Raw genomic sequence first — 24,550 nt, 5'->3', positions numbered from 1 at the left:
TCGTCACCGACAGGCTTTTTTTTATCCTGGGACGGGTGTGGCCTGCCGGTGCGGTTACTGGTAGGAGAAGGTGAAGGACGCGATTGCATTGGCAGTGCCGGGCATCACCTTGTCAGCGGTCTGGATATAGCGCGCGGTAAAGGGCAGGTCGACATTTGAATTGCCCGATACCTCCTGCAACACGATCTGGTTGGTGTTGCCGGGCCGTGCATCATCCGGCCCGAAACCCACCGGTCGCCCGCCGTTCAGAATCTGGACGCCCAGCCCAGAAGCAGTGGAGCTGTCGTCCAGTGGCAATCTGTTGCCGGTATTGCCCCGATTGCGAACGTCGGTGAAGGTGACGCCCACCCGGTTGCCTATGCCGCTGCAGTTCAAGCGCAATGAAAATGGTACTTGCGCAGAGGTCGTGTCGCGGCCAGTGAAATTGGCCAGCGGCAGGCCTGTGCCCGGACTCAGTTTTACTGACTGGGACGGTATGGTCACCGCGCAAGTCGACCCGACGATGTTGGTCGAGCCTAGCACGTACGTGATACGTAGCGGTGAATTAGTGACAAAGGGTGCGGCGCTGGACGGGCGGGAGATTTCCCTGGCCGATGCCAACAACTGTTCAGTGATGACGCCCGACTGGATCGAGCCGGTCTTGACCAGTGCCACCCGGAGCGCCATCAGGGTGTGCTGTCGTGTAACTGCGCCATCGCAGGTAGCCGAAATCCCGGCAGGTGACATGCCCATTCCTCTGGTTGATGGACAATTGTTGAAATGAAAGTAACCCACCATCGCCACTCCGATTCCCGGGATGCCGGTATTCCATACGATGACAGGTTGGCCCGTGGAGGGCGGGATCACGGTAAGGCCCGAGTTCTGTAAGCCGGCGCCGACCTCAGCGGCCATGCCGCTGGCCTCGACGAAGGGTTTCTCGCAGAGAACGTGTACCACCGTATTCGAGCTGGTGACCCACGGCGTTAGCACGGTACCAACGATCGCGTCGGCCGGGATCCGCACTGAGTCCGGCATCTTCAACGTGACCGTGCGGGCATACACGGTGCAGGGGTATTGGGCTGAAGCCGCGACAGCATCGCCTGTCATGGACGCGGCAATCAATACCAACCATATCGCGAATCGCGCTAGGTATTCGCTTGGATTTTTTATGATTGGCATGGTTGAAATTCGAGATTGGTATGCTCCGAGCCTAATAGGCCTATCAATGCGGCGCTATAGGAAAACTCTCAAAGATCTTTGGGTGTGCAATGCCCTGTGATGGCGGTCGCTGTCTCAGTCCCATGCGTTTTCGCGCCGCATCGTGGATTCAGCCGATGCCTGCCGACACGTATCGGCGCGCGCGACACTCAGCCTTGCAACATGGCCGAACCCATCCGAACTGGGGGCCGGCGATTCGATCCTGGTCACGCCTTGGAAGAGTGTCGCTTTTTTTGACCCTGCGTGTCTGGCCCATGCACCTTGTTACCGGTGGGAGAAAGTAGAGGACGCCTGCGCGTCGGCTGCGGCAATAAGCAAGCCGTAGAGTGGGCTAGGTCCGGTCGGTGCAGAGCGCCTCACTGATACGAGATGGTGAATGATGCCTGCGCATTGGCGCTACCGGGAGTCACCGCAGGCCCGGTCTGTATATACCGCGCGGCAAGTGGCATGACGACTTGTTGGCCACCGTTGCGCAAGTCCAGCGTGATCTGCCCCGGTGTGCCTGGCCTGGACGAGTCGTAGCCGTAACGGACCGGCGCATTCTTGTGGAGAATCTGTACACCCAGGCCCCTGGCCGATGAACTGGCGGACAACGGCAGCGTCGTGCCGGCGTTGGCAGGATTGCTGGTATCGGTGAAGGTGATGCCAAGCCGGGTGGGATTGTTGCCGCATGTCAGCTTCAATTCGAACGGAACCGGAGTACTGCTACTGTCATGGCCAGTAAACGTGCTTGCCGACAGCCCATTGACAGGCGCAAGCTGGACCGCTACCGAAGTGGTCGTGACCCTGCAGGTCGGCGCCACGATATTGATCCCGCCGATCACGAACGAGATGCGTTGCCATGAGATGGGGCGGAGATTATACCCACCGATCGGAACGGCCCGCATGACGGTCATGTTCTGGATCCTGCCAGCCCTCACCGGTCCGGTCTTGACCAGCGCTACCTTGACCTGGCTGCCCACTGGTATATGCCCGCTGCACGCGCCACCAGTCTCGGCGTCCTCCCAGTTCGACCATCTGCAATTGCCGTTATACCAGCGATGGATCAGTGCCACGCCGATGCCGGCGACAGTGGTTTCCCACACCCTGATCTCGGTTCCCATGTCGGGAGACCAGATCCGCACATTCGAGATACTCGACCACGAAAAATCCGCCATCACACCGTTAGACGGATTGGCGTAACAATACAAGTAATTGGTAACCGGGTCGCTCTGTATCCAACTGGTGAGCACGGTGCCGACAGGGGCATTGCTGGCAGGGGTGATGGTTGCCGGCAGCGGCAGATTGACGGTGCGGCTATCGCCAGAGCACTGCGCAAATGCCGAGCCGCTCAGCAGGGCGATGAGGCCGGGGAGAAAAAAGCGCAGCCGACCCTTCGGTGCATGGGCCATCACGCTGGTCTGGTTCTTCATAACCTCTCGTACGAAATAGGTATGGCGTCATGCTAGGGGCGCTATCCATCTATTTCTATAGGAATATTCTTGATGTGGGGGTCAACGCTCGATCTTGCGCGACAGTACGATCGAGGTCGTGGTGCGGGACACGCCATCGATCTGGCCGATTTCGTCCAGAATTTGATCGAGCCGTTCGGCCGAGCTGGCGCGCAGCCAGGCGACGTAGTCGAATTCGCCCGAGACCGAACACAGCAGTTCGATCTCGGGCATGCGCCTGAACTGCTTGAGCACGTCGCGTGCGGCCTTGGGCTCGATGGTGATGCCGACATAGGCGCGCAGTGCGTTGTCGGTCACTTCCTGGCCCAGCTTGACGGTGTAGCCGGCGATGATCCCGTTCTGTTCCAGCCGCGCCAGGCGCGCCACCACCGTGGTACGCGCCACGCCCAGCTTGCGGGCCAGGTTGGCCACGCTGTCGCGGGCCGACAGCTGCAGCAGCGCAATCAGGTTGCGGTCGGTCTCGTCGAGGGTATCGAGCCGCGTCTTCATGGGCCGTGCTTCAGCCGTTGAAGCGCGCCAGGAACGCCCGCGTGGCGGCCTGCTGCGGATTGTCGATGACCTGCGCCGGTGGCCCCGCCTCGACCACCACGCCATCGCGCATGAACACCACCTGGTCGGCGACCTCACGTGCAAAGGCGACCTCGTGGGTCACCAGGATCATGGTCATGCCATCGGCGGCCAGGGCGCGGATGACATTGAGTACCTCGCCTACCAGTTCGGGGTCGAGTGCCGAAGTGGCTTCGTCGAACAGCATCACGTCCGGGCGCATGGCCAGGGCGCGGGCGATGGCCACGCGTTGCTTCTGGCCGCCGGAGAGCTTTTGCGGATACATGTCGGCGCGGTCGGCCAGGCCAACCTTGTGCAACAGCGCCAGTGCCTGGCTGCGGGCCTCGGCCTTGGGCGTGCGCAGCACGGTGAGCATGCCTTCCATCACGTTTTCCAGCGCCGTCATGTGCGGGAACAGGTTGAAGTGCTGGAACACCATGCCGGTGCGGGCGCGATAGCCGGCCAGCTCGCGGTCGCGTGGCAGGCGCGACTTCTTGCCGTCGAACTCGAAATGCTGCTCGCCGATGCGCACCGAGCCCAGGTCGGGCACGGTCAGCAGGTTCAGGCAGCGCAGCAGGGTCGACTTGCCCGAACCCGACGGTCCGATCATGGCCACCACGCTGCCGCGGGGAATCTGGATGGAAATGTCCTTGAGCACCACGTGCTCGCCGAAGGACTTCTTGAGGTTGCTGATCTGGATCATGGCGGGGGCGGATATCATGGCGGGCTCCTCAACCGTGCTGCGCCGACAGGCGCGTCTCGAGCCGCTTGGCCCAGATGGTGGCCGGCAGCAGGATCAGGAAATAGATGATCGCCACCATGGTGTAGATTTCCAGCGGGCGATAGGTCTCGTGGGCGATGATCTGGCCCTGGTACAGCAGGTCGGGAACTGCCAGTACCGACAGCAGCGAGGTATTCTTGAGTTGCATGATGGACTGGTTCACCAGTGGTGGCGTCATGCGCTTGAAGGCCTGCGGCAGGATCACGCGACGCATCAGTTGCAGGCGGGTCATGCCCAGCGCCCAGCCGGCTTCGGATTGGCCCACGTCGATCGAGACGATGCCGCCGCGAATGATTTCCGAGTAGAACGCGCCGCCATACAGCGACAGCGACAGGGCCGCGGCCACGCCGGCCGACATCTCGATACCCAGCAATACCGGCAGCGCGTAGTAGAACCACACCAGCTGCACCAGCACGGGGGTGCAGCGAAACACTTCGACATAGGCGCGCAGCGGTCCCGACACGAACGGGTTGGACGACAGGCGGCCAAGGCCCACCAGCAGGCCGATCAGCAGGCCCAGCGCGATGACGGCCACGGTATAGCTGAGCGTATAGGCAAAGCCGATGCCGATGATGCTCCGGAATTGCCAGAGCGAGCCGAAGTCCCATTGATACATCTGCGGTTTTCCTTCAATTCGATTCAATGTGGACCAGAAGCCTGGTCCGATGCGGAGGGGGGGCGGGAAGTCCAAGCATGATCCATGCCGCAGCGTGGAGAGGGGGATGGCATATCTTTTATATCGGCGACCCGCGAACCCGGCAATTGTAATGGAGAACCGTTGCACGCGGCCATGCCGGCGTGCGGCGAACCCCCCGGTGGCGTGGGCTTTGGCTAAAATAGCGCGGGCGCCGCAACGCATCGTGCGGGCGGCGCGCCGGTCCTCTCATGGGCCGGGATTGGCCCCTACTTCCAGACTGCGCTCATGAACCAGGTTTCTGCTTTCCCCACGTCCGGCGACCCGCATCGCGTGATCCTGATCACGGGGGCTGCGCGCGGCATCGGCGCGGCCATTGCCACCACCGTGGCCGCCGGCACGACGTCGCTGGTACTGCATGCGCGCGCTGATTCGCCGCAGCTGCAGGACGTGGCCCGCATCTGCGGCGAACGCGGCGCGCGGTGCGTGCTGGCCTTCGGCGAGCTGGCCGAACCGGCCACGGCGGGGTTGCTGCGCGACACCGCACTGGATCGGTTCGGCCGCCTCGACGCGCTGGTGGCCAATGCCGGCTTTGCCGATCGCAAGCGCATCGGCGAGCTGGGCGAGGCCGACTGGTCGCGTTCGCTCGACGCCCTGCTGTCGGGTTTCTTTCGCCTGAGCACGGCGTGCCGCGAGCTGCTGCAGGCCTCGGGCAGCGGCCGGGTAGTGGCGCTGAGTTCATTCGTGGCGCACGTCTTTCGCCTGGGCGAATCGGGCTTCCCGGCATCGGCTGCGGCCAAGGCCGGTATCGAGGCCCTGGTCAAGTCGCTGGCGGTGCAGATGGCGCCGTTTGCCGTCACCGTCAATGCGGTCGCGCCTGGCTACGTGCAAAAGAGCGACCCGGCCAAGTCGGCCATCGACCCGGCCGCCTGGCAGGCGGCGCTCGATCGTATTCCCTTGCAACGCCTGGGCCAGCCGCAGGAGGTCGCCAATGTGGTCGCCTTCCTGCTGAGCCCGGCGGCCTCCTACGTGACGGGCCAGGTCTGGCATGTCGACGGCGGCCTCACCCTTTAATCCTGTCCTGGAATTTCCATGCGTATCATCGTGCTGGGCGCCGGCATCGTCGGCGTCACCACCGCTTATTTCCTCCGCGAACGCGGTCACGAGGTGACCGTCGTCGAACGGCGCGCCGAAGTCGCCGCCGAGACCAGCGTGGGCAACGCCGGCCATGTATGCCCATCCTACGCCACCCCATGGGCCGCGCCCGGGATGCCTGGCAAGTCGCTCAAATGGACCGTGCAGAGCTGGTTGGGCATCGAATCGGCGCTGCGCCTGACGCCGCGCCTGGACACGCATCAATGGCGCTGGCTGCGGCGCTTCCTGGCGCAATGCACGCCCGAGCGTTATGCCCTCAACAAGGCGCGCATGGGGCGCCTGGCGCGTTACAGCCATACCCAGTTGAAGCAGATCCGGGAGCGCCTGGACATTCGCTACGAGCAGACCACCGGCGGCAACCTGCAACTGTTCCGCACCCAGGAAGGGGTGGACAACGCCGGCTTGTCGACCCGGGTATTGGCCGAGGCCGGGGTGCCGTTCGAGTTGCTCGATGCCGATGCCTGCGTGGCGTTCGACCCGGGCCTGCATGCCGCGCGCAAGGAATTGAAAGGCGGCCTGTTGCTGCCGCTGGACGAGACCGGCAATTGTCCCCTGTTCGCGCGGGCGCTGGCCGACTGGCTGGGCACGCAAGGGGTGCGGTTCCGGCTCTCGACCACGGTCGACGCCATCGAGGTGGCAGGTGGCCAGGTGACGGGAGTGCGCACCAGCGCCGGCGTATTGCAGGCCGACGCGTATGTGGTGGCCTGCGCCAGCGCCTCGGTGCCGATGCTGCGACCGCTCGGGTTGGACCTGCCGATCTATCCGGTCAAGGGTTATGCCATCACGGTGCCGGTCAGCGACCCCGCGGGGGCGCCGCGCAGTGGCGTCATGGACGAGTACTACAAGGTGGCCATCACCCGCATGGGCGACCATATCCGCGCCGCCGGCACGGCCGAGATCGGCAGCTGGGACACCCGGGTGAGGCCACGCGATTGCGCCACCGCGCTGAAATCGCTGAACAATCTTTACCCACAGGGTGCCGACATGGCGCGGGTCCAATACTGGGCAGGGCTGCGTCCGATGACACCCGACGGCGCACCGCTCATCGGTGCCACGCGCTATGCCAACCTGTGGCTCAACGCCGGGCACGGCTCCAACGGCTGGACCACGGCCTGTGGCGCCAGCCGTATCCTGGCCGACCGCATTGCCGGCGAGCGCACCGAGATCGAGAGTGACGACCTGGGGCCGCTGCGGGTCATCTGAGGCGGCTGTAAAGTCGCCTCGCTCCCAGCGTAAATACAGGTAAAACAAAAGTAACGAGATATGCGGCGCGGCTATGATGAAACGGTGAGTAGCCTGGAGGGGGCGTCGTGCGCACCATCATCATTGCATCCTTGTTTGCATCGTCCTTGTCGGCGTGCGTCGTCATGCCGTCGGACCCATTGGTGCAGGCGGCCAACCTGATCGGCTATGCCGCCTCCGGGGTACGCTCGTTGACACCCAATCCTCCGCAGAATGCGGTGATCTACGACCGCAACGCGATCCGCGAAGTGTGCATCGAGTGGAACGGCGCCGTGGCCATGAGTGATTTCGTGCCGGCGTTGCAAAACGAACTGATGCGCCGTGGCGTGCAAAGCCGGGTCTACGATGCCGGCACGCAATCGGTCGGCTGCCCCGTGACGATGACCTACACCGGCTTCGTCAAATGGGATACCAAGGTCTTTTCGGACGCCTATACGCCTTACCTCACGTATGTCTCGCTGACCTTGCGGCGCGATGGGCGGGTGATGGGCTCGGCACAGTATCGCCTGGGTTCGTTCGCCCAGGACAAATGGGCCACGACCAACGAAAAACTGGGGCCGTTGGTCGATGCGCTGCTGCCCTCCAATGCCGAGGTGATCGCCGACAGTTCGCGCACTCCATCGCAGGCCGGCGGCGGCTTTTGATCAGGCCGACCGGCATCCGGCACCGGAACCAGAAAACGGCAACCTCGGTTGCCGTTTTTCGTTGCCTGCGGCTGCCGGTGGCGCTTACCAGATTGTCAGCAGGCGCTTGAAGAAACCGCCATCGGCGTTGGCATCGGCAATGGTGCCGCCACCGACCTGTTCCAGGCGGGCGTCGGCGACGTTGGCCGAGGCCACGATGCCGCCGCGGATGTCGCGCGTGCGCACGACGCCGGAGAAGCGCAGCGTGTTGACGTTGTTGTTGAGGCCGATGCGTTTCTCGCCCGCCACCACCAGGTTGCGATTGGGCAGGACCTCGACGATGGACACCATCAGCGTGCCGCTGACGGTGTTGGAATTCTCGGTCTGGCCCGATCCCTTGAACGAGTTGCTGCCCGAGGCCGAGAAATCGGCGGTGTAGAGCGAGCCGAACAGTCCGGCCAGCGGCGCCGAGGACCCGGGGCCCTTTTGCGTCAGGCTGCTGTCGCGGGTGTTGGTGGTGGCCGACTTGTTGCTGCCGCTGATCGATTCGGAGATGTCGATCTTGATGATGTCGCCGACGTTGTAGCTGGTCGGTTCCTCGAACAGCTGTGCGCTGCTGACACGGAAGATGGCGCCGTTGTTCTCGACGTTGGCTACAGGATACGCCGGGCGTACGCTGGTGGGACCGTTGACCATTGGGGCCGGGCTATAGCAGGCGCACAGCGTTGCCGCCACGGCACATGCGCCGGCCAGGCGAATTTGAATATGCATGACGACACCCCCGAGTTTGTTTTTCCGATGATGGTCGCCAAGCGTGTAAGCGGCCGTTAATCGCTTGTAAATGGCGGAAAACAAAAATCAACAGTCGTTAAGCCTGCGCCCCTTGAGCGCGTCGCGCCGCGCTCAGGGCGGCGAGGCATTTCGGGGCATAATGGGGGCAATTTCACCGATACCAGCGCAGCCGATGGCTGCGCGCTTTCCGATATGGCGACAGAAAAAAACCAGCCCAGCGTACATGACCAGCTTGTCTCGGCCCGCATCCGCGCGCGCATCAAGAAGGCGGGCGTCCGCTTTCATGCCAACGACAATATCGCCGCCTTCATCGAGGAGGGCGAGCTCGAGCAATTGCAGGCCGAGGTGCAGGGCAAGCTGGCAGCCGTGCTGGAAAGCCTGGTGATCGATGTCGAGAGCGATCACAACACCCAGGACACCGCCAAGCGCGTGGCCAAGATGTATCTCAACGAAGTGTTCCGCGGACGCTACCAGGCGCCGCCCGCGGTCACCGAGTTTCCCAATATCGAAGGCCTCAACGAATTGATGATCGTGGGACCGATCGCGGTGCGCAGCGCCTGCTCGCACCACCTGTGCCCGATCATGGGCAAGGTATGGATCGGGGTCATGCCCAACGAGCACTCCAACCTGATCGGCCTGTCCAAGTATGCGCGCCTGCTGGAGTGGGTGATGAGCCGGCCGCAGATCCAGGAAGAGGCGGTGTCGCAGGCGGCCAACCTGCTGATGCAGAAGTTGCAGCCGGATGGCTTGGCCATCGTGATGGAAGCCGATCATTTCTGCATGCACTGGCGCGGCGTCAAGGATGTCGATTCGAAGATGATCAACAGCGTCATGCGTGGTTCCTTCCTGCGCAATCCAGACTTGCGACGCGAGTTCCTGGCCCTGATTACTCAACGTCAACGAGGTTAAGCATGTTGGTCCGTCTTATCTATGCAAGCCGCGCCAAGGCGCCGATCGCACCCGATACGGTAGACGCCATCCTGGCCAGCGCGCGCAAGCGCAATCCCGAATACGGCATCACCGGTGTGCTGTGCTACAGCGACCGGATATTCGTGCAGGTGCTCGAGGGTGGGCGCGACCAGGTCAATCGCGTCTATGGACAACTGATGCAGGACGAGCGCCACCAGGACCTGATCCTGCTGGGTTACGAGGCCATCGACGAGCGCCAGTATTCGTCCTGGACCATGGGCGGCATCCGGCTCGACAAGATCAACCGTTCGCTGCTGCTCAAGTATTCGATCAGCAGTGAACTCAATCCGTACCTGGTTTCGAGCTGTGCCACCGTGGCCTTGCTCAACGAGCTGGCCTCGACCGCCGCCTTTACCCAGCGCGACTGATCAGAGTTCGGTGTCGGGCAGGTTTCGTATGCCCCATTTGGCCGGGTCCGCATAGGCGACGATCTTGTCGTTGGCATGCGCCAGGTCGACGATCTCGGGCCGTTGCGGCATCTTCGTCAGGGTCGAGTAGAACATCTTCACCCGTGGCGTGAGCAGCTGGTCGGGGCGCTGGTCCACCACCACCGCCAGTCGCCCGGACTGCATCAGCACACAGGACCCGGTGGGGTAGATGCCGATGGCCTTGACGAAGGCTTCCATGGTGCTGGCGTCGAAATGGCCGGCGCTGCCTGCCATGTGGCGAATCGACCTGGCCGGATCCCAGCCCGCCTTGTAGGGCCGGTTGGAGGTGATTGCGTCGTACACGTCGCACACCGCACCCATCTTGGCCATGATCGAGATCTGGTCCGCCTTCAGGTTGAACGGATAGCCGCTGCCATCGATCTTTTCGTGATGATGCAGCGACACGTCGAGCGCGGCCTGGCCGATGCCGTCGATCTGTTGGAGGATCGCGTGACCGGCCACGGTGTGCGAACGCACCGATGCGAATTCCTCGTCGGTCAGCTTGGCGGGTTTGTTGAGGATATCCAGCGGCACCGACATCTTGCCCACGTCGTGCAACAGGCCGGCCATGCCGGCCTGCTTGGCCTGCTCGTGCGACAGGCCCATCTGGTGCGCCAGCGAAATCATCATCGCGCATACGGCCACCGAATGCATGTAGGTGTAGTCGTCGGTTGTCTTCAGGCGCGCCAGGCTGATCAGGGCGTCGGCGTTGCGTGAGACCGAGGCGGTGATCTCGGACACCAGCCCCACCGCGTCCTTGACGTCCACGGTCTTGCCCATGCGCGCTTCGGCGAACATGTGGAGCACGGTCGACTTGGAGGACGAGATGATGCGCGCGGCACGCTCGCGTTCCTGGGCCGTATCGGTGCGCACCACCGGTTTGCGCGGGGCAGTGCCATGCACGGCAGGGGCCTCGACGACGTTGACCGGGGCCTCATCGCTGCCCTGGTCGTCATGCACGTCATCATCGACGGCGTGTTCGGGGGTGACGTCGCGGCCCTTGGCCGTATCGATCAGGATTTCGCGGATAGGACTGGCGCGCAGGGCCTGCAGGTCCTCGAGGTTTTCCAGCTTGAATGACTTGCGCCAGAATGGGTGATTGATCCACGCTCCGGGAATGGAGTGGACGTACATGCCCAGACGCAATTGTTCGGTGGCGATCGATTTCAACATATCTGATGCACCAGGTCTCATGCCCGGTGTTGTCGTGCCCCGCCGCAAATCGGCTTCAATGACCCCTGTGTGAAGCAACGCCTGTCGCAGCACTTTCGCCTACAGCCGGTCTTAATAAAACGAGTCCATCGTAGCAGAATGTTTTTTGTTTGAGACAGGCGCGGCAGTGCGCCGGCACTTAAATTTGATGCGGCGGCGACGAATAGTTATGCAGGGGAAGACTTCTGATGTTTTCTTGCACGTTCCTGACTGCTGGCTGACGCCGGGATGCGCAACGGCGGCCTTTGAGCCGCCGTCGATGTTGCTCGCCGATCCGCTGCGGCGCCTATTTTTTCAGCGGCGCCGCATACGGGTTGCTGGTGAGCAAGCGCAGGAAGCTGGCCAGGCAGGCCAGCCCGGCGAAGGCTGCGCCGAAGCCCAGTGCAAAACGCGAACCGTGCGTTTCGGAGAGGTTAAAGCACAGTGCTACCAGCGAGGCGCCGATGCTCTGGCCCAGCAGGCGCGCGGTGGCGACGATACCCGAGGCGCCGCCGCTGCGATGAGGCGGCGCGCTGGTCATCAGTGCCTTCAGGTTGGGCGACTGGAAGAACCCGAAGCCCATGCCGCAGATCAGCATGCGCCAGCAGATATCCCAGACCGTGGGGGCGGCCGGCATGAAAGTCATGGTGAGCAAGCCCGTGCACAGCATCGCCAGCCCGACCCCGCCCAGGATGCCCACCGGATAGCGGTCCGACATACGGCCTGCGATCGGCGCCATGATCGCCACGGCCACCGGCCATGGCGTCATCAGCAGGCCGATCTCGACCTGGCTGCGACCAAGGTCGTGATGGAAGAAGAAGGGCAGCGACACGAATGCCAGGCCCTGGGCAGCGAACGAGCATACGGCGGTGACTGCCGAGAGCGAAAACATGGGATGGCGAAACAGGTCGACCGGCATCATGGGGGCCGGGTGGCGCAGCTCGCGGCGCAGCAGGAACGCGCCGCAGACCAAGGCTGCCGCCAGCTCCAGGCCGACGACATGGCCCTGGGCCTGGTGCGCCCCTTCGCCGATGGCCAGGATCAGCAAGCCGAAGGTGGCGGCATTGAGCACGGCGCTGCGTACGTCGAACGAATAGGCCGACAAGGCGGTATGCGGCAGCGACGGTATGGCCAGGACCACTGCGATGATGCCCAATGGAACGTTGACTGCAAACAACCACGGCCACGGAGCGATGGCCAGGATGGCCGAGGCCACGCTGGGGCCGACGGTAAAGGCGACGGCTACGATCAGCGTATTGAGCCCGACGCCGCGGCCCAGCGAGCGGGTCGGGTAGATGAAACGGATCAGGGCGGTGTTGACGCTCATGATGCCGGCCCCGCCCAGCCCCTGCAGGAAGCGCGCCACGACCAGCGACGGCAGCGACCAGGCCACGGCGCACAATAGCGATGCCACCGTAAACAGCACCAGGCCCCATATATAGATACGCCGATAGCCGACGATCTCGCCCAATGCCGCCAGTGGCAGCAACGACACCATCATGGCCAACTGGTAGGACGTCACGATCCATACCGACGCTGCCGGCGTGGTATTGAGGTCGAGCGCCATGGCGGGCAGGGCGGTATTGGCAATGGCGGTGTCCAGCGTGGCCAGCCCGACCGCGATCAACAGGGTCAGGATCGCCCGGCCACGCTGGTCCGGCGGCAGGCCGTCGCCGGCCACGACCAGTTGGGGGGAGGGGCGGGGGACGTCGGTGGATGAAGGCAGCGAAGACATGTGAGATTGGCAAGGGGAGCGACCCGGGCCGCTGGCAGGCCAGCGCGGCCGGATGCTCTTATATAGTGATAGTGGTGAGACGACGTGGCCGCGGCGGCTGGCGGCCGGCTCCCATGATAGCGGGGAAACGCCGGCCACGCTGGCCATTGCCCTGCTGGCAAGCCGGTACGTTATCATGCTGTTTTGCGCTGGCGTGGCCGGCGCGCTTTTATCGAGACGGAGTGGGAATGGCCAATCAGCAGTTGTCGGAGCGCCTGTGCGCATGGATCGATCAGCATTTCGATGAAGAAGTCGGGGTGTTGCAGCAACTGGTCCGGATTCCTACCGACACGCCGCCGGGCAACAATGCACCGCATGCCGATGCGGTGGCTGAACTGGTCCGGCGCTGGGGCTGGCATGCCGAAAAACACGTGGTGCCGCAGCAGCAGGTGGTGGACTACGGCATGCAAAGCGTGACCAACCTGATCGTGCGACGCCCGTATGCCGACGGCGGCCCCACCGTGGCCCTCAACGCGCACGGCGACGTGGTGCCGCCGGGTGACGGCTGGACCCATGATCCGTACGGCGGCGAGATTGCCGACGGTCGTATCTACGGGCGCGCCACCGCCGTGTCCAAGGGCGATTTCGCCAGCTATATCTTTGCCGTGCGCGCGCTTGAGTCGCTCGGTATCGATTTGCGCGGCGCGCTGGAACTGCATTTCACCTACGACGAGGAATTCGGCGGCCTGCTGGGCCCGGGATGGCTGCTGGAGCAGAAGCTGACCAGGCCGGACTACGTGCTGGCGGCCGGCTTCAGCTACAACGTGGTGACCGCGCACAATGCCTGCCTGCAGTTCGAGGTGACGGTGCACGGCCGTGCCACCCACGGCTCGATGCCCGAGACCGGGCACGATGCGTTGCAGGCGGCCAACGCCATTCTCAATGCCATCTATGGCGCATTGCCGGGCCTCAAGGAAATCCGCTCGGCGATCCCCGGCATCACCCACCCGACCATGATCGTAGGCCGTATCGATGGCGGCACCAACACCAACGTGGTGCCGGGCAAGGTGGTGCTGAAGATGGACCGCCGCATGATTCCCGAAGAAGATCCGACCGAGGTCGAGGCCGGTGTGCGTGGCCTGATCGAACAGGCAGTGGCCGACCTGCCCGGTATCCGGGTCGAGATCCGGCGGCTGCTGCTGGCGAGGGCGCTGCGCCCGCTGCCGGGCCACGAGCGCCTGGTCGAGAGCCTGTTGCGGCATGCCAATGACGTCATGGGCGAGACCCTGACCACCTTTGGTTCGGCGCTCTATACCGATGCCCGCCTGTACGGCGAGCATGGCATCCCGGTGGTGCTGTTTGGCGCCGGCCCGCGTACGCTGATGGAATCCAATGCCAAGCAGGCCGACGAGAACCTGGCGCTGGAAGACCTGCGGCGTGCCACCAAGGTGGTGGCCCTGACGCTACTGGATTTTGTCGGGCCAGAGCAGCATCCCGCCTGACGACTGCCGGACCAAGCGCATGCACAATGCCATCGAACACCTGAATTCGACACCGCAGCAGAAGCCGGGGTACCTGGGCTTGTCGTTCAGGCAATTATTGCTTGCTGCCTTCCTGTTGATTGCTGCCCTGCTCAGTGCCACCTCGATCCACGCGCTGTTCACGCTGGAACGCATGGCCAGCAACAGCAGCCAGACCGCCCGCCAGGCGGTGCAACTGACCGAGGCTGCGCAACGTCTGGCCGAGCGCACGGTGGCCATGGAACGCAGCGCCCGCCAATACCTGGTGCTGGACGACGAGGTGTTCCATGATCGCTTCGTCGAGGCGCGCGACCAGGCGCGCGGCGCCATCAATGAACTCTCCGACGCCCTGCCGATGGCGCCGCGCGAGCTGTATGGCCAGTGGACGCTCTATGTGGACGAGGCGTCGGCGGTGCTCGAATCCGAGCAACGTCGCGACAAGGGCGAGCAATTGAAGCTGTTCCAGGACTTCTCCCGCCTGCCTGCGCTCAATGACCGGTTGGCACTGGAGAGCCGGCGCGAAGTCGACCGCCGCAACAATGCCCTGTCGACCGCGCTCGAACAGCAGCGCCGCATGCTCACGCTGCAGGTAGTGGGCGCGATCCTGCTGGCGGTACTGCTGGCATTCTGTTTCGGGCTGTGGTTGTCGCGCCCGCTGGCGCGGCTGGAGCATGCCATCGGGCGCCTGGGCGATAACCGCTTCGACCAGCCCATCGATGTCCGGGGCCCGGCCGACATTCGCCGCCTGGGACAGCAGCTGGACTGGTTGCGCCTGCGCCTGGCCGATCTCGAGGCCGAGAAGTCGCGCTTCCTGCGCCACGTATCGCATGAACTGAAAACGCCGCTGGCAGCGCTTTGCGAGGGCGCCGCCCTGCTCGACGACGGAGTGGCCGGGCAGCTTTCGGACAACCAGCGCGAAATCGCCCGCATCCTGCGCCACAATACCCAGTCGCTGCAGACCCAGATCGAAGACCTGCTGCGCTATAACGAATTGGCGTTCGACGCCCAGCGCCTGCATCCGGTGCCGGTGGACCTGCGGGCGTTGCTGCACAAGGTGATCGACGACCAGCGCCTGCAGTGGCTGGCGCGGGACCTGAAGGTCGAGGTCGACGGCAGCGCGCGCATGGTGCAGGTGGACCCGGAAAAAATGGCCATCGCACTGGCCAACCTGTTGTCCAACGCCGTGCGTTTCAGTCCAGAGGGTGGATTCATCCGTTTCCTGCTGGCCGATGTGTCGGGCACGGTCCGGGTAGAATGCATCGACCAGGGGCCGGGCGTGGCGCCTACCGATACCGCGCGCATCTTCGAGCCGTTCTACCAGGGCCTGCACCAGCCGTCCGGCGCGCGGCGCGGCAATGGCATCGGCCTGTCGGTGGTGCGCGAATATGTCCATGCGCACGGCGGGCGCGTGCAGTTGGTGCCGCGAGAGGGCGGCGCCCATTTCAGAATAGAGTTACCCGATGAAAAACAAGATTGAGCGCCCGCTGCGAGCGGCGGCCGTTGGTGCGCTGGTGTTGCTGGCGGCCTGCACGACACCGCCGGCGGAGCCGCCGGTAGCGACGATCAAGTTGATCCACTCGCCCAGCAATGTCGATGAATTGCTGGCCTATGGCATCCAGGTCAGGAAGATGTCGGCCGCCGAAGTGGCGCGCGAACTGCAGCGCGCCAATGCCAACCCCAGCGGTCCGGCCAATGCCGTACGGCGCGCCATGTTGCTGGCGGCCACCCGCGATCCGATCGACCTGGCGCGTGCCGAGGCCCAGTTATGGAACGTGATGGCCGACAACAGCGTCGAAGCAGACAAGCTCAAGCCGTTCGTCCAATTGCTGGTGGGCCACTATAGCGATCTGCGCCGCGTGGCCGACAACGCCGAGAAGTCTGCCGGGCAGGCGCGCGATGCACAACGCAAGGTGGACCTGCTCAACGAAAAGCTCGAAGCCCTCAAAAACATCGAACGGAGCTTGCCCGCCGCAGGCAAGTGAGCTGGCGTCGGCTCCGTTCCGCACTGGAGCCACGATGGAAAACAACACGCAGTTCTCGCCCCTTCTGCTGGTCGACGACGACCCCGACCTGCTGCGCCTGCTGACGCTGCGACTCAATGCAGCCGGCTATCGGGTAGTGGGAGTGGGCAGCAGCGAAGCGGCGCTGGCGCAACTGGCCATCACCTTGCCGGCGCTGGTGATTACCGATGTACGCTTGCCGGGCATGGACGGCCTGGCCCTGTTCGACGAGATCCGCAGCCGCCAGCCGACCTTGCCGGTCATACTGCTGACCGCCCACGGCACCATTCCCGATGCCGTCGACGCCACCACCCGAGGCGCTTTCGCCTACCTGACCAAACCGTTCGACAGTGCCGTGCTGCTCGACAAGATCGCCCAGGCATTGAGCCTGTCGGCGCCGGCCGTGGAAGGGGACGACCAGGCCTGGCGCGCCGACATCGTCAGTCGCAGCCAGCGGGTGGCCGAATTGCTGGCCGAGGCACGCCTGGTGGCGGCGTCCGACGCCAGCATCATGATCCGTGGTGACAGCGGCACCGGCAAGGAACTGCTGGCGCGCGCGATCCACCGCGCCAGTCCGCGTGCGGCCAAGCCGTTCGTGGCGCTCAACTGTGGCGCCATCCCCGAGCAATTGCTGGAGTCGGAGCTGTTCGGCCACGTGCGGGGCGCCTTCACCGGCGCCGTGGAGCATCGCGACGGCCTGTTCCAGGCGGCCGATGGTGGCACCCTGTTCCTGGACGAGATCGGTGACATGCCGGTGCCGCTGCAGGTCAAGCTGCTGCGGGTGCTGCAGGAAAGAAGCGTACGCCAGGTCGGCTCCAACCAGGCGCGCGAGGTCGATGTTCGCATCATCTCGGCCACGCACCGTGACCTGGAGGTCGCCATGGTCGACGGCCAATTCCGCGAAGACCTGTATTACCGGCTCAATGTCGTGACGCTGCAGCTACCGTCGCTTGGCGAGCGACGCGAGGACATCGCGCTGCTGGCCAACCATTTCCTCAAGACCATTGCCGCCAGGTATGCCAAGCGCCTGACCGGATTTGCGCCGGACGCGCTGGAGATGCTGAGCCTGGCGCAATGGCCCGGCAACGTGCGCCAGCTCTACAACGTGGTCGAACAGGTGTGTGCGCTGTCGACGGGCGCGTTGATTCCGGCCTCGCTGGTGCAGCGGGCGTTGCAGGTGCCGGCGCTGGACCGGCTACGCTATGCCGAAGCCAAGCAGAAATTCGAGCGCGACTACCTGATCCGGCTGCTGAAGTTGACCGATGGTAATGTTTCCGACGCGGCGCGCCTGGCCGACCGCAATCGCACCGAGTTCTATCGACTGCTGCAGAAGAACGGCCTCGATCCCCGCATGTTCCGCGGCGGCGAGGAAGGCGTCGTTGTCGAGCGACAGGAATGATCCCTTTGGAATCAATTACTTATATGTGCATCGATGGCGTGGTGTCGCTGATACCCGACGTAAATCGACCATATTGGCGTCTACATTGAAGGCCTTGGGCAGGGAGGGATTGGCAAGTCATTGAAAGTTATAAGTTTTTTTCGCCTGGCACGGCCCTTGCGAAGGAGAAGCCATCGGCCGCGATTGTGCTGCCCATGTTTATTCTTTGCTAGATAAGGAGAACGCCATGGAAAAGACCAAACTGACTGCCAAGCTGCTTGCCGCATCCCTCGCGACCGCCCTGATGGCGGCGCCGCTGGCCCAGGCCGCAGACTCGTCCAATAGTAGCGACTCCAGCTCCAGGTCGGCGCAGACCGCTGGCGCCTATGTCGACGACTCCGTTATCACCGCCAAGGTAAAGGCGGCCCTGGTCGAGGACAAGCAGGTCTCGGCCACCAAGATCAAAGTGACCACCAAGGCCGGTATCGTGACGCTACGGGGATCGGTGCCTAGCGCCGAAGCCGGGCAGCACGCGTTGCAACTGGCCGCCGGCGTTGAAGGCGTCAAGGACGTCAAGAGCGACCTCACTGTAAAGAGCAGTTAATGAGAAAGCGGGCTAGGACGGACGCTGCCTGATTTGCTGTTCGGCGGCGCCGTCCACTTTTATCCAATGCCCGATTCAATTCATATATAGATAGCTTGGCTTTAATGATGCCCGCCCCGCGAGGGGCGGGCATCTGGTCTTTTGGCGTTTGCGGTTGAGTCAGTCCAGGATACTCATGCTGGCTGTACCGCGATGTAGACTGCTGGCCAGGCAGCCATTCACGGCGCGCTAAATTATTTTGCAGTTTGGTTCAAAAAGTACTTGCGCGGCCTATGCGGCGTTGCTATAGTTCGCCCCCTGCTGACGCAACGCAGAAAGCGGAGTGAAGAACGAAGCGAAGGTTGCGAGCGAAAGCAGGTGAGAACGAAGTGGTTTTTACAGGGCAAGTCAGGAGCGGAAGTCACAAGCACTGACAAGCGATGTAAGAAAAGCGGAAAAAAGTAGTTGACGCGATTCAGAAACAACTTCATAATCTCGTTTCTCTGCTGCTGACAAACAAAACGATTTGTCAGTGACGCAAGCGAGGCAACAGCTTCGCAGTGCGACAGAAAAGATCTTTAAAAATTAACAGCCGATAAGCGTGGGCGTTTAATGGAAGCGACGGACCTTCGGGTCTGGAAACTTTAAATATTAAATGCTCACAAGAAATATAGGTAAGTTCGAAAGAAATTACCTGTCAGTATTTTGAGAGAGCGACACCCTTCGGGGTGGCCAGAAATGGCACAAAACAGTGATTAAACTAAAGAGTTTGATCCTGGCTCAGATTGAACGCTGGCGGCATGCCTTACACATGCAAGTCGAACGGCAGCATAGGAGCTTGCTCCTGATGGCGAGTGGCGAACGGGTGAGTAATATATCGGAACGTGCCCTAGAGTGGGGGATAACTAGTCGAAAGATTAGCTAATACCGCATACGATCTACGGATGAAAGTGGGGGATCGCAAGACCTCATGCTCCTGGAGCGGCCGATATCTGATTAGCTAGTTGGTGGGGTAAAAGCTCACCAAGGCGACGATCAGTAGCTGGTCTGAGAGGACGACCAGCCACACTGGGACTGAGACACGGCCCAGACTCCTACGGGAGGCAGCAGTGGGGAATTTTGGACAATGGGGGCAACCCTGATCCAGCAATGCCGCGTGAGTGAAGAAGGCCTTCGGGTTGTAAAGCTCTTTTGTCAGGGAAGAAACGGTTGAGGCTAATATCCTCGACTAATGACGGTACCTGAAGAATAAGCACCGGCTAACTACGTGCCAGCAGCCGCGGTAATACGTAGGGTGCAAGCGTTAATCGGAATTACTGGGCGTAAAGCGTGCGCAGGCGGTTATGTAAGACAGATGTGAAATCCCCGGGCTCAACCTGGGAATTGCATTTGTGACTGCATGGCTAGAGTGTGTCAGAGGGGGGTAGAATTCCACGTGTAGCAGTGAAATGCGTAGATATGTGGAGGAATACCGATGGCGAAGGCAGCCCCCTGGGATAACACTGACGCTCATGCACGAAAGCGTGGGGAGCAAACAGGATTAGATACCCTGGTAGTCCACGCCCTAAACGATGTCTACTAGTTGTCGGGTCTTAATTGACTTGGTAACGCAGCTAACGCGTGAAGTAGACCGCCTGGGGAGTACGGTCGCAAGATTAAAACTCAAAGGAATTGACGGGGACCCGCACAAGCGGTGGATGATGTGGATTAATTCGATGCAACGCGAAAAACCTTACCTACCCTTGACATGGATGGAATCCCGAAGAGATTTGGGAGTGCTCGAAAGAGAACCATCACACAGGTGCTGCATGGCTGTCGTCAGCTCGTGTCGTGAGATGTTGGGTTAAGTCCCGCAACGAGCGCAACCCTTGTCATTAGTTGCTACGAAAGGGCACTCTAATGAGACTGCCGGTGACAAACCGGAGGAAGGTGGGGATGACGTCAAGTCCTCATGGCCCTTATGGGTAGGGCTTCACACGTCATACAATGGTACATACAGAGGGCCGCCAACCCGCGAGGGGGAGCTAATCCCAGAAAGTGTATCGTAGTCCGGATTGTAGTCTGCAACTCGACTACATGAAGTTGGAATCGCTAGTAATCGCGGATCAGCATGTCGCGGTGAATACGTTCCCGGGTCTTGTACACACCGCCCGTCACACCATGGGAGCGGGTTTTACCAGAAGTGGGTAGCCTAACCGCAAGGAGGGCGCTTACCACGGTAGGATTCGTGACTGGGGTGAAGTCGTAACAAGGTAGCCGTATCGGAAGGTGCGGCTGGATCACCTCCTTTCTAGAGTGCGCTGAAGTTAAGCGTCCACACTTATCGGCTGTCAATCAAAGAACAGTTATTTGGTAGATGCACGGTCAGGCAGCGTTGACTTGCTACCATACTGATCCAAGCGGGTCTGTAGCTCAGCTGGTTAGAGCACCGTGTTGATAACGCGGGGGTCGTTGGTTCGAGCCCAACCAGACCCACCAACGTTTTTCGGGGGTTTAGCTCAGCTGGGAGAGCACCTGCTTTGCAAGCAGGGGGTCGTCGGTTCGATCCCGTCAACCTCCACCAAGACATCAAACCTAAGTCTGCATCGCAAGATGCCAGGATTTAGGTTTGGTCTTTTACGATCAATGGCTGTTTTTGTTCTTTAACAATCTGGAAGAAGTAAAGATTCATTTAAGACAATCACCAGGACCTCGGTTCTTGTGAACGTCAAAAATGGGTGTGATTGTATCAATCAATGTATTACGAAGTGATCTTAGCAATTAGAAGACTTACTTTGGCAATACGGCAAACGCTAAACTCAAATTTTTCTATGACGCTCTGGCAACAGAGGCTAACGTTATAGGAACAAGCGAATAAGTGCACATGGTGGATGCCTTGGCGATTACAGGCGACGAAGGACGTAGTAGCTTGCGATAAGCTGCGGGGAGCTAGCAAACAAGCTTTGATCCGCAGATTTCCGAATGGGGAAACCCACCCGCAAGGGTATCACTCACTGAATACATAGGTGTGTGAAGCGAACGTGGCGAACTGAAACATCTAAGTAGCTACAGGAAAAGAAATCAACCGAGATTCCCAGAGTAGTGGCGAGCGAAATGGGACCAGCCTGCAAGATTTAGCATTTTTGATAGTGGAACGGAATGGAAAGTCCGGCCATAGAGGGTGATAGCCCCTTACACGAAATCATTAGTGTGGAACTAGGCTTGCGACAAGTAGGGCGGGACACGTGAAATCCTGTCTGAATATGGGGGGACCATCCTCCAAGGCTAAATACTCGTAATCGACCGATAGTGAACCAGTACCGTGAGGGAAAGGCGAAAAGAACCCCGGAAGGGGAGTGAAATAGATCCTGAAACCGTGTGCATACAAACAGTAGGAGCCTCGCAAGGGGTGACTGCGTACCTTTTGTATAATGGGTCAGCGACTTACATTCAGTGGCAAGCTTAACCGTATAGGGAAGGCGTAGAGAAATCGAGTCCGAATAGGGCGTTCAGTCGCTGGGTGTAGACCCGAAACCAAGTGATCTATCCATGGCCAGGTTGAAGGTGCGGTAACACGCACTGGAGGACCGAACCCACTAATGTTGAAAAATTAGGGGATGAGCTGTGGATAGGGGTGAAAGGCTAAACAAACTTGGAAATAGCTGGTTCTCTCCGAAAACTATTTAGGTAGTGCCTCAAGTATCACCATCGGGGGTAGAGCACTGTTATGGCTAGGGGGTCATCGCGACTTACCAAACCATTGCAAACTCCGAATACCGATGAGTGCGAGCTTGGGAGACAGACGCCGGGTGCTAACGTCCGACGTCAAGAGGGAAACAACCCAGACCGCCAGCTAAGGTCCCAAAGATTGGCTAAGTGGAAAACGAAGTGGGAAGGCTAAAACAGTCAGGAGGTTGGCTTAGAAGCAGCCATCCTTTAAAGAAAGCGTAATAGCTCACTGATCGAGTCGTCCTGCGCGGAAGATGTAACGGGGCTAAGCCAGTCACCGAAGCTGCGGATATGCAGTAATGCATATGGTAGGAGAGCGTTCTGTAAGCCTGTGAAGGTGTCTTGTAAAGGATGCTGGAGGTATCAGAAGTGCGAATGCTGACATGAGTAGCGATAATGCGGGTGAAAAGCCCGCACGCCGTAAGCCCAAGGTTTCCTGTTCAACGTTCATCGGAGCAGGGTGAGTCGGCCCCTAAGGCGAGGCAGAGATGCGTAGCTGATGGGAAGCAGGTTAATATTCCTGCACCGTCGTTAGATGCGATGGGGGGACGGATCGCGGAAGGTTGTCCGGGTGTTGGAAGTCCCGGTTTTTGTGTCAAAGAAGGCTGTTAGGCAAATCCGGCAGCGTAATTCAAGGGCATGAGACGAGCGAACTTGTTCGCGAAGCAATCGGAAGTGGTTCCAAGAAAAGCCTCTAAGCTTCAGTCTAACGAGACCGTACCGCAAACCGACACAGGTGGGCGAGATGAGTATTCTAAGGCGCTTGAGAGAACTCGGGAGAAGGAACTCGGCAAATTGGTACCGTAACTTCGGGATAAGGTACGCCCAAGTAGTTTGACTGGCCTGCGCCAGAAGGACGAAAGGGTTGCAATAAAATGGTGGCTGCGACTGTTTAATAAAAACACAGCACTCTGCAAACACGAAAGTGGACGTATAGGGTGTGACGCCTGCCCGGTGCTGGAAGATTAAATGATGGGGTGCAAGCTCTTGATTGAAGTCCCAGTAAACGGCGGCCGTAACTATAACGGTCCTAAGGTAGCGAAATTCCTTGTCGGGTAAGTTCCGACCTGCACGAATGGCGTAACGATGGCCACACTGTCTCCTCCCGAGACTCAGCGAAGTTGAAATGTTTGTGATGATGCAATCTACCCGCGGCTAGACGGAAAGACCCCATGAACCTTTACTGTAGCTTTACATTGGACTTTGAACCAATCTGTGTAGGATAGGTGGGAGGCTTTGAAGCAGGGACGCTAGTTCTTGTGGAGCCAACCTTGAAATACCACCCTGGTTTGTTTGAGGTTCTAACCTTGGTCCGTTATCCGGATCGGGGACAGTGTATGGTAGGCAGTTTGACTGGGGCGGTCTCCTCCCAAAGTGTAACGGAGGAGTTCGAAGGTACGCTAGGTACGGTCGGACATCGTGCTAATAGTGCAATGGCATAAGCGTGCTTAACTGCGAGACTGACAAGTCGAGCAGGTACGAAAGTAGGACATAGTGATCCGGTGGTTCTGTATGGAAGGGCCATCGCTCAACGGATAAAAGGTACTCTGGGGATAACAGGCTGATTCCTCCCAAGAGTTCATATCGACGGGGGAGTTTGGCACCTCGATGTCGGCTCATCACATCCTGGGGCTGTAGCCGGTCCCAAGGGTATGGCTGTTCGCCATTTAAAGTGGTACGTGAGCTGGGTTTAAAACGTCGTGAGACAGTTTGGTCCCTATCTGCCGTGGGCGTTGGAAGTTTGAAGGGGGCTGCTCCTAGTACGAGAGGACCGGAGTGGACGAACCTCTGGTGTATCGGTTGTCACGCCAGTGGCATTGCCGAGTAGCTAAGTTCGGAAGAGATAACCGCTGAAAGCATCTAAGCGGGAAACTCGCCTTGAGATGAGACTTCCCGGGAACTAGATTCCCCTAAAGGGTCGTTCGAGACCAGGACGTTGATAGGTCAGGTGTGGAAGCGCAGTAATGCGTTAAGCTAACTGATACTAATTGCCCGTGCGGCTTGTTCCTATAACATTAGTTCTGTTATAGACGAGTTTAGCAAAATCGTGTTTGCCCTTTGTGCATCACACCCAGTAGTCCACCCAGACTACACACTCTTTACTTCTTCCCAGATTGAATTGCACGCTGCTCATCAGAGAGCGCGCAGTTTTACAAGTTATGCCTGATGACTATAGCAAGTTGGTACCACCCCTTCCCATCCCGAACAGGACCGTGAAACGACTTCGCGCCGATGATAGTGCTGCAACCAGTGTGAAAGTAGGTCATCGTCAGGCTAGTATTCTGCATAACCCCACTATCGATCGATAGTGGGGTTTTTGCTTTTGTGCCTCACCTTGGCAATGTCCTCCCTGCCTCCGCTCGACCCGCAACCGTCGACGCTCAATCCGCAACCTGCAACCCGCAACCAGATTGCATGACCTTCAAGACGCAGGCCCCTGAGCCTGGTCAGCATCTCAAAATCACCGCCTGACCTCCATGCCTTCGCCGTCATACCGGCGCGCCGCATACCCTCACTTCCATTTCTACCATTGCCACGCCGTCGTCTTCCACGATCGGCCGTACTGGCGACCGACGCACTCCAGCATCGAATGCCTGGCCTGGCGGCGTTGCGGACCCAGGAGACTTGCCGACAGCTG

Annotated in this window: 18 protein-coding genes, 2 tRNA genes and 3 rRNA genes; 15 read left to right on the top strand and 8 right to left on the bottom strand. The window is 60.6% G+C overall.

Translation table 11 applies throughout. The features are described from left to right. Window positions 1–54 precede the first annotated feature (54 nt). The 5 genes from PMI40_RS23160 to PMI40_RS03125 form a co-directional block, all read right to left on the bottom strand. On the bottom strand, window positions 55–1,158 hold the full coding sequence (locus tag PMI40_RS23160) for a fimbrial protein (protein WP_008112017.1): 1,104 nt from the start codon (window positions 1,156–1,158) through the stop codon (window positions 55–57). 395 nt (window positions 1,159–1,553) lie between these two features. Further along, entirely contained in the window at window positions 1,554–2,609 is a 1,056-nt protein-coding gene (locus PMI40_RS22850) for a fimbrial protein (RefSeq protein WP_008112016.1), read from the bottom strand. 81 nt (window positions 2,610–2,690) lie between these two features. Further along, window positions 2,691–3,137 carry an Lrp/AsnC family transcriptional regulator gene (locus tag PMI40_RS03135; protein WP_008112015.1) on the bottom strand — a complete coding sequence of 149 codons (447 nt, stop codon included), beginning with the start codon at window positions 3,135–3,137 and terminating at the stop codon, window positions 2,691–2,693. 10 nt (window positions 3,138–3,147) lie between these two features. Next, a complete protein-coding gene (locus tag PMI40_RS03130) occupies window positions 3,148–3,915 on the bottom strand; it encodes an amino acid ABC transporter ATP-binding protein (protein ID WP_008112014.1) in 768 nt (255 codons plus the stop codon). A 10-nt stretch (window positions 3,916–3,925) separates the two neighbouring features. Then, complete coding sequence (locus tag PMI40_RS03125; protein ID WP_008112013.1) at window positions 3,926–4,591, bottom strand: amino acid ABC transporter permease; 666 nt, start codon at window positions 4,589–4,591, stop codon at window positions 3,926–3,928. Between the two features lie 306 nt (window positions 4,592–4,897). On the opposite strand from PMI40_RS03125, the gene PMI40_RS03120 reads away from it, so the two are divergent. The 3 genes from PMI40_RS03120 (at window position 4,898) to PMI40_RS03110 (ending at window position 7,650) form a co-directional block, all read left to right on the top strand. Further along, a complete protein-coding gene (locus PMI40_RS03120; protein ID WP_008112012.1) occupies window positions 4,898–5,683 on the top strand; it encodes an SDR family NAD(P)-dependent oxidoreductase in 786 nt (261 codons plus the stop codon). A gap of 18 nt (window positions 5,684–5,701) precedes the next feature. Next, a complete protein-coding gene (locus tag PMI40_RS03115; RefSeq protein ID WP_008112011.1) occupies window positions 5,702–6,967 on the top strand; it encodes a D-amino acid dehydrogenase in 1,266 nt (421 codons plus the stop codon). Between the two features lie 107 nt (window positions 6,968–7,074). Continuing rightward, complete coding sequence (locus PMI40_RS03110; protein WP_008112010.1) at window positions 7,075–7,650, top strand: hypothetical protein; 576 nt, start codon at window positions 7,075–7,077, stop codon at window positions 7,648–7,650. An 84-nt stretch (window positions 7,651–7,734) separates the two neighbouring features. Here PMI40_RS03110 and PMI40_RS03105 read toward each other — a convergent pair whose 3' ends face one another. Then, complete coding sequence (locus PMI40_RS03105) at window positions 7,735–8,400, bottom strand: flagellar basal body L-ring protein FlgH (RefSeq protein WP_008112007.1); 666 nt, start codon at window positions 8,398–8,400, stop codon at window positions 7,735–7,737. A 213-nt stretch (window positions 8,401–8,613) separates the two neighbouring features. Here PMI40_RS03105 and folE point away from each other — a divergent pair, with 213 nt between their 5' ends. Further along, window positions 8,614–9,330, top strand: a complete 717-nt coding sequence (folE, locus tag PMI40_RS03100) for a GTP cyclohydrolase I (protein ID WP_008112006.1) — start codon at window positions 8,614–8,616, stop codon at window positions 9,328–9,330. 2 nt (window positions 9,331–9,332) lie between these two features. Next, window positions 9,333–9,758: a BLUF domain-containing protein gene (locus PMI40_RS03095; protein WP_008112004.1), complete on the top strand. Its 426-nt coding sequence runs from the start codon at window positions 9,333–9,335 to the stop codon at window positions 9,756–9,758. Here PMI40_RS03095 and PMI40_RS03090 read toward each other — a convergent pair whose 3' ends face one another. Together PMI40_RS03090 and PMI40_RS03085 are read right to left on the bottom strand one after the other, a co-directional pair. Next, window positions 9,759–10,991, bottom strand: a complete 1,233-nt coding sequence (locus PMI40_RS03090; protein ID WP_008112002.1) for an HD-GYP domain-containing protein — start codon at window positions 10,989–10,991, stop codon at window positions 9,759–9,761. A 325-nt stretch (window positions 10,992–11,316) separates the two neighbouring features. After that, the gene (locus PMI40_RS03085; protein ID WP_008112000.1) at window positions 11,317–12,744 is read right to left on the bottom strand and encodes an MFS transporter; all 1,428 of its coding nucleotides are present in this window, start codon (window positions 12,742–12,744) and stop codon (window positions 11,317–11,319) included. A gap of 227 nt (window positions 12,745–12,971) precedes the next feature. Between PMI40_RS03085 and PMI40_RS03080 the strand changes: the two genes are divergently transcribed. From PMI40_RS03080 to rrf, 10 genes are all read left to right on the top strand, one after another. Next, window positions 12,972–14,225: a M20/M25/M40 family metallo-hydrolase gene (locus tag PMI40_RS03080; protein WP_008111999.1), complete on the top strand. Its 1,254-nt coding sequence runs from the start codon at window positions 12,972–12,974 to the stop codon at window positions 14,223–14,225. A gap of 19 nt (window positions 14,226–14,244) precedes the next feature. Continuing rightward, a complete protein-coding gene (locus PMI40_RS03075; protein ID WP_008111997.1) occupies window positions 14,245–15,720 on the top strand; it encodes an ATP-binding protein in 1,476 nt (491 codons plus the stop codon). Next, a complete protein-coding gene (locus PMI40_RS03070) occupies window positions 15,704–16,225 on the top strand; it encodes a hypothetical protein (protein WP_008111995.1) in 522 nt (173 codons plus the stop codon). Before PMI40_RS03075 ends, PMI40_RS03070 begins: the two co-directional genes overlap by 17 nt. A gap of 34 nt (window positions 16,226–16,259) precedes the next feature. Beyond that, a complete protein-coding gene (locus PMI40_RS03065) occupies window positions 16,260–17,642 on the top strand; it encodes a sigma 54-interacting transcriptional regulator (RefSeq protein ID WP_008111994.1) in 1,383 nt (460 codons plus the stop codon). A 226-nt stretch (window positions 17,643–17,868) separates the two neighbouring features. Continuing rightward, window positions 17,869–18,225 (top strand): BON domain-containing protein, encoded by a 357-nt coding sequence (locus tag PMI40_RS03060; RefSeq protein WP_008111991.1) that lies wholly within the window; start codon window positions 17,869–17,871, stop codon window positions 18,223–18,225. Between the two features lie 736 nt (window positions 18,226–18,961). Then, a 16S ribosomal RNA gene (locus PMI40_RS03055) occupies window positions 18,962–20,494 on the top strand. Window positions 20,495–20,605: 111 nt separating this feature from the next. Then, a tRNA-Ile gene (locus tag PMI40_RS03050) sits at window positions 20,606–20,682 on the top strand. 9 nt (window positions 20,683–20,691) lie between these two features. Further along, window positions 20,692–20,767, top strand: a tRNA-Ala gene (locus tag PMI40_RS03045). A 280-nt stretch (window positions 20,768–21,047) separates the two neighbouring features. After that, window positions 21,048–23,921, top strand: a 23S ribosomal RNA gene (locus PMI40_RS03040). Between the two features lie 153 nt (window positions 23,922–24,074). Continuing rightward, window positions 24,075–24,187 (top strand): 5S ribosomal RNA (rrf, locus tag PMI40_RS03035). Together the 16S, 23S and 5S rRNA genes with 2 tRNA genes alongside form the textbook arrangement of a ribosomal RNA operon. Window positions 24,188–24,550: the final 363 nt, after the last annotated feature.

Source organism: Herbaspirillum sp. YR522 (assembly GCF_000282575.1).
GTDB lineage: Bacteria > Pseudomonadota > Gammaproteobacteria > Burkholderiales > Burkholderiaceae_D > Herbaspirillum.
Note: the sequence above shows the minus strand (reverse complement) of the source record. Positions and strands in the feature narration are given on the sequence as shown.

Bases quoted from the DNA above. Each gene is read 5' to 3' on its own strand.
- PMI40_RS23160 (WP_008112017.1), bottom strand. From the start codon at position 1,158: ATGCCAATCATAAAAAATCCAAGCGAATACCTAGCGCGATTCGCGATA.
- PMI40_RS22850 (WP_008112016.1), bottom strand. From the start codon at position 2,609: ATGAAGAACCAGACCAGCGTGATGGCCCATGCACCGAAGGGTCGGCTG.
- PMI40_RS03135 (WP_008112015.1), bottom strand. From the start codon at position 3,137: ATGAAGACGCGGCTCGATACCCTCGACGAGACCGACCGCAACCTGATT.
- PMI40_RS03130 (WP_008112014.1), bottom strand. From the start codon at position 3,915: ATGATATCCGCCCCCGCCATGATCCAGATCAGCAACCTCAAGAAGTCC.
- PMI40_RS03125 (WP_008112013.1), bottom strand. From the start codon at position 4,591: ATGTATCAATGGGACTTCGGCTCGCTCTGGCAATTCCGGAGCATCATC.
- PMI40_RS03120 (WP_008112012.1), top strand. From the start codon at position 4,898: ATGAACCAGGTTTCTGCTTTCCCCACGTCCGGCGACCCGCATCGCGTG.
- PMI40_RS03115 (WP_008112011.1), top strand. From the start codon at position 5,702: ATGCGTATCATCGTGCTGGGCGCCGGCATCGTCGGCGTCACCACCGCT.
- PMI40_RS03105 (WP_008112007.1), bottom strand. From the start codon at position 8,400: ATGCATATTCAAATTCGCCTGGCCGGCGCATGTGCCGTGGCGGCAACG.
- folE (WP_008112006.1), top strand. From the start codon at position 8,614: ATGGCGACAGAAAAAAACCAGCCCAGCGTACATGACCAGCTTGTCTCG.
- PMI40_RS03095 (WP_008112004.1), top strand. From the start codon at position 9,333: ATGTTGGTCCGTCTTATCTATGCAAGCCGCGCCAAGGCGCCGATCGCA.
- PMI40_RS03090 (WP_008112002.1), bottom strand. From the start codon at position 10,991: ATGTTGAAATCGATCGCCACCGAACAATTGCGTCTGGGCATGTACGTC.
- PMI40_RS03085 (WP_008112000.1), bottom strand. From the start codon at position 12,744: ATGTCTTCGCTGCCTTCATCCACCGACGTCCCCCGCCCCTCCCCCCAA.
- PMI40_RS03080 (WP_008111999.1), top strand. From the start codon at position 12,972: ATGGCCAATCAGCAGTTGTCGGAGCGCCTGTGCGCATGGATCGATCAG.
- PMI40_RS03075 (WP_008111997.1), top strand. From the start codon at position 14,245: ATGCACAATGCCATCGAACACCTGAATTCGACACCGCAGCAGAAGCCG.
- PMI40_RS03070 (WP_008111995.1), top strand. From the start codon at position 15,704: ATGAAAAACAAGATTGAGCGCCCGCTGCGAGCGGCGGCCGTTGGTGCG.
- PMI40_RS03065 (WP_008111994.1), top strand. From the start codon at position 16,260: ATGGAAAACAACACGCAGTTCTCGCCCCTTCTGCTGGTCGACGACGAC.
- PMI40_RS03060 (WP_008111991.1), top strand. From the start codon at position 17,869: ATGGAAAAGACCAAACTGACTGCCAAGCTGCTTGCCGCATCCCTCGCG.